This window comes from Candidatus Melainabacteria bacterium RIFOXYA2_FULL_32_9 (genome assembly GCA_001784615.1).
In the GTDB taxonomy this organism is placed as follows: Bacteria; Cyanobacteriota; Vampirovibrionia; order Gastranaerophilales; family UBA9579; genus UBA9579.
The window spans coordinates 1-4551 of the sequence record MFRQ01000060.1; the positions used below are offsets into that span (position 1 = coordinate 1).

Consider the following 4551-nt stretch of genomic DNA (forward strand, 5'->3'; position numbering starts at 1 on the left):
AAACACAAAAAACGCCCTGTAGGCGTTTCTTAAAAAATAATGGGGCGGATGATGGGACTTGAACCCACGAATACCGGAACCACAATCCGGGGCCTTAACCACTTGGCGACACCCGCCATATTTAGTAATGTAACAAAACCAAAACGATTTAATTTTCGTTACAGGTTTTGCGAGTTTTCTTTTTATAACCTGTATATAAAGGGTTTTAAAAAGCGGGCGACGAGACTCGAACTCGCAACAGTCTGCTTGGAAGGCAGATACTCTACCAACTGAGTTACACCCGCAGATAAATGGCCTTGGGATTTTATCTGCCTGAATTTTGTTAAGAATCGGGATGACACGATTCGAACGTGCGACCCCCTCGTCCCAAGCGAGGTGCGCTACCAAGCTGCGCTACATCCCGTTCTTTTGTCAAACTTACATGATAAGTTTAACCAAACTACTTTGACGTTGTCAAGTATGGCTTTGTTCCTTTTTTTAAAGAAATGCATTCAATTTAAACCAGCTTCTTAACTATAGTTTCCCATCCGGTTCGCCTTTTTGCTTCCATTATTTTTAAAGCTTATATAAAATAATAATAAACAGGTTTTGAAAAATTATGAAAAAAATACTATTTTTAACTTTTTTAAGTCTCATTTTCTTGCTGAATCCAGCATCTATAATTGCTGCTGAAAAAATTAGCTATGATTCAATTTATAATAATTTACCTGTCCTGACTGATATTTATTATGATCATAATGAAGATCCTGACGAGATTGTTGATTATAAAGATTATATCCAGTCTCCTTATCCGTTAATGAGGATTTCAGTAAAATTAAGCTGTAAAGACGTAAAAATTGGTCCTGGTTATTATCTGATAACTGCTAAAAATAGAAGTAACTATGATTTTGTAATGTTTAAACAAAATGGAAAAATAGCTGCTCTAATTCCCATTTATGAAAAACAGTTAATAAACCCTGAAACAGCTTATCCAAAGGTTGAACAACCAAAAAAATCTTTTATAAAAAAGGTAGGAAGCGGTATAAAAAGAGTGATAGGGTGGCCTTTTAAACGTTATAGGAAGCCACCACCAGCACCAAGATACCATATTACTAGCTCAATGGTTGATAGTGGAAAATATTTTGAAATTAATCTTTATCAAGAGCAATATTTATACAAAATGCTATTTAAAGTAGAGAAATAACTAGAATTACCTCTATTGTGCTTTTTTTATTTGATTTAATTCTTCTTGTTTAGCTTTAGCCTTGGATATATTTACTACATCCTGGGCACTAGTTACAGGAATAGATGGATTATAAGGGCTTTGATAACATTTGCCGGCACCTCTAACATCATGTTTTGCATACTCAGCCGACATACGAGCAGAAGCTGAATTTAAATAATCTTGCATAATTTAAACTTCTCCTTATCTTTTTAATAAAACTTAAAACTAGTTTATTATATTCATATAAAAACAAAAAACAATAAAAAATTGCCCTTTTAGATGAAATTTAATTAACTTGAATTATACATTTGTGATTGATCAAATCTGTTTATAGAAAGATTGAAAAATAAGACCAATATAATTGCTTATTTTATATCTTATTATCACTATTTTGAGCTCTTAATAATAAAATAACAGGAATAAGGACAGCGGAAAAAATCACAAAAGATTTTGATGAAAAATCTTTTGTGATTTTTGTAGGCTGCTTCATATGTTCAGCTATTAAACAAGTAATAAAAAATTCTTACGCATTTTTTATTACTTGTTTATTTTAGTAGTTTTTGAACATTGAATTTATCTTAATTAAGTATCTTTGCTTTTTTGTTAGCCACAATAAAATCAGAAATTTCTCTAACCGCACCTTTTCCACCAGGTTTTGTAGATATAAAATGACAAAGGCTTTTAACTTCATCAACAGCATCAGCAGGACAACAAGCCATACCTACTTTTTCCAGAATACAAACATCCGGCATGTCATCTCCAACATAAGCTATTTCAGAAAAATCCAGACTATAAATACTCATAAGCTCTTCTAAAGCAACAATTTTCCTTTTTGCTCCCTGATAAACATGAACTACATCGAGATCTTTTGCTCTTTTTTCAACTATAGGAGTAGATCTGGCCGTAATAATAGCTGTTATAAATCCGTTAACTCTAAGTGAAGCCATACCGTGCCCGTCTTTTGCATCAAAAGTTTTTATTTCTTCACCTTTATCGGTGTATGTTATGCTACCATTGGTCAAAACACCATCAACATCAAAGGCTATGAGCTTTATTTTTGAGGCTTTTATTCTTAAATCTTCTATATTCATAAATCTTCCAAGTTTATTAGTATCTACAATTATTATAGCTTATGCAACTCCTGCTTTTAGCAAATTATGAATATGTACCATGCCTTCAGGAGTTCCATCTCCATGATTTATGACAATGGATGTAATTGAATGTTTTTCCATTATTTGTAGGGCTTTTGCAGCAAGAGCATCTTTTTCTATGATTTTCGGATTCTTGGTCATTACCTCTTTAACTATTATTCCAGATATATTCTGGCATTTTATTACTGTGCGTCTGATATCTCCATCTGTTAAAACACCTTGAGTTTTACCATTTTCATCAACCACAACAGCAACACCAAGTTTTTTATTTGTTATCTCTATAATTGCATCCTGGAATTTATCATTAATATTAACTACTGGCAATGAATCACCACTTATCATCAGGTCTTCAACTTTATAAAGAATTCCTTTCCCAAGGCTTCCTGATGGATGGAAAAGCAGAAAATCTTCCGGAGTAAAGCCTCTTTTATGAAGTAAGCAGACTGCTAACGCATCTCCCATTGCTAAAGTTGCTGTTGTACTTGCAGTTGGTGCTAACCCTAATGGACAGGCTTCTTTTTCTACGGAAATATCTAAAGTAACATCACTCTTTTGAGCTAAAGTTGATGAAGTTTTTCCTGTTAAGGCTATTAATTTTAGATCAAATCTTTTTATTAATGGTAATAACTGAAGCAATTCGCCTGTTTCACCGCTGTTTGAAATAGCAATAACTATGTCATCTCTTGTCATTACCCCTGAATCACCGTGAGTGCTTTCTGCTGGATGTAAGAAAAATGAAGGGGTACCTGTGCTTGAGAAAGTTGCTGCAATTTTTTTGCCGATAATACCTGACTTGCCCATTCCTGTAACAATAACTCTGCCTTTACAGCCATATAATATCTCAACAGCTTGTAGAAAAGTCTTTTCTAGTCTATCTTTTAATTTTATTATGGATGTGGATTCTATATCTAAAACTTCTTTAGCTAGATTCAAAATTTCATTTTGTGATTCATTTACTTGCTTTACTTTTAAAGTATCGATCACTTTTTACCTCCAGGTGGCCAAGCCACATTCTTGAGTCATCAATCATTCCAGTTAATGTGAACCATCATTCTGAGGTGGTTAAGGCAAATTCTCACGTTATTATGAGATGTCTTGTCCATTTCTTGAGTCTTAGATTCCTCCAAACAGAATCTGGATAATTGCCAATTTACCTTTACTAATATTATTGCTGGTTAAGAATAAATTGCAATTATTTAGTAATTAATGTTAATTTTTCTAAGCATTTAAGCTGACTTCAGTGGATTTTTTAAAAGTATATTAAGAAGTTTTAAAAAATGTTAAAGTTTTTTAATAATTCGTCGATATACATATTATATGAGAAATTAGTTATTTGAGTTGGGAATATATGCTTTTAAAAACGGCAAAATTGAGAAAGAATATTGCTTTTATTAAGCCCAGCAATTCTGCACATAGAGACATTAAGGAAGTACTTGAAGAAATAAAAAAATTTGTTTCTTCAAAAGAATGTAAACGTAACGTAATACTTGATTTATCTGAATTAAGCTTTTTAAGCAGTATTAAAATAGGTGTTTTAGCTTCTACTTATCACTTTTTAGAGTTTATAAACGGAAAAGTGTATATTGTGGTGCAAGATAAGCAAGTAAGAAGGTTTATTGAGCTATTAAATCTTAATAATGTAGTAGTAATTTACAATAAAGATCAGTTATTACTTGATAATATCGCTTAATAATTCGAAATTTTATTTCTTACTATTGTTAAGGCAGCTCTAATTAATTTAATTAGCTGCCTTTAACTTTTCATTAGCTTGAAATTTAAAATAGTCGTATAATAGGATGAAGTTTGAGGATAATAAAATATTTTGATATAGATGGAAGGATGCTTATGTCAACAGTAATTCAAGAAAAATCAGTCGGAGTAATATCTCAGATTATAGGACCTGTAGTAGACGTTGAGTTTCCAAACGGAGAATTACCAGAAATTTATGATGCTTTAATAGTTGATGATGTTGCTCCAAATGGTAAGAAATTTAATTTAGTTACTGAAGTTCAACAGCTTCTTGGTGAAAACAGAGTTAGATCTGTAGCAATGTCCAGTACTGATGGCCTATCCAGAGGTATGAAGGTAATAAACACAGGTGAATCAATTAAAGTTCCTGTTGGAACTGCTACTTTAGGCAGAATATTGAATGTTGTTGGTGAACCCGTTGATGAGGGCGGACCTATTGTAACTGAT

General features: G+C 32.3%; 5 protein-coding genes, 3 tRNA genes and 1 pseudogene (1 of these 9 only partly in view). 3 read left to right on the top strand and 6 right to left on the bottom strand.

The features are described 5' to 3' along the window. Positions 1-40: 40 nt before the first annotated feature. The 3 genes from A2255_02515 to A2255_02525 form a co-directional block, all read right to left on the bottom strand. Positions 41-116, bottom strand: a tRNA-His gene (locus tag A2255_02515). A gap of 95 nt (positions 117-211) precedes the next feature. Further along, positions 212-284 (bottom strand) — tRNA-Gly (locus tag A2255_02520). 45 nt (positions 285-329) lie between these two features. Beyond that, a tRNA-Pro gene (locus tag A2255_02525) sits at positions 330-403 on the bottom strand. A gap of 195 nt (positions 404-598) precedes the next feature. On the opposite strand from A2255_02525, the gene A2255_02530 reads away from it, so the two are divergent. Then, positions 599-1183 carry a hypothetical protein gene (locus tag A2255_02530; GenBank protein ID OGI21373.1) on the top strand — a complete coding sequence of 195 codons (585 nt, stop codon included), beginning with the start codon at positions 599-601 and terminating at the stop codon, positions 1181-1183. A 12-nt stretch (positions 1184-1195) separates the two neighbouring features. Here A2255_02530 and A2255_02535 read toward each other — a convergent pair whose 3' ends face one another. The 3 genes from A2255_02535 to A2255_02545 all read right to left on the bottom strand — a co-directional run bounded on the left by A2255_02535 (position 1196) and on the right by A2255_02545 (position 3291). Further along, positions 1196-1390: a hypothetical protein gene (locus A2255_02535; GenBank protein OGI21374.1), complete on the bottom strand. Its 195-nt coding sequence runs from the start codon at positions 1388-1390 to the stop codon at positions 1196-1198. A 392-nt stretch (positions 1391-1782) separates the two neighbouring features. Next, on the bottom strand, positions 1783-2295 hold the full coding sequence (locus A2255_02540; GenBank protein ID OGI21375.1) for a hypothetical protein: 513 nt from the start codon (positions 2293-2295) through the stop codon (positions 1783-1785). Between the two features lie 39 nt (positions 2296-2334). Then, positions 2335-3291, bottom strand: a complete 957-nt coding sequence (locus tag A2255_02545) for a D-arabinose 5-phosphate isomerase (protein OGI21383.1) — start codon at positions 3289-3291, stop codon at positions 2335-2337. A gap of 412 nt (positions 3292-3703) precedes the next feature. On the opposite strand from A2255_02545, the gene A2255_02550 reads away from it, so the two are divergent. Continuing rightward, complete coding sequence (locus A2255_02550; protein OGI21376.1) at positions 3704-4045, top strand: hypothetical protein; 342 nt, start codon at positions 3704-3706, stop codon at positions 4043-4045. 155 nt (positions 4046-4200) lie between these two features. After that, a pseudogene (locus A2255_02555) lies at positions 4201-4551 on the top strand (F0F1 ATP synthase subunit beta) (it continues 1080 nt past the right edge of the window).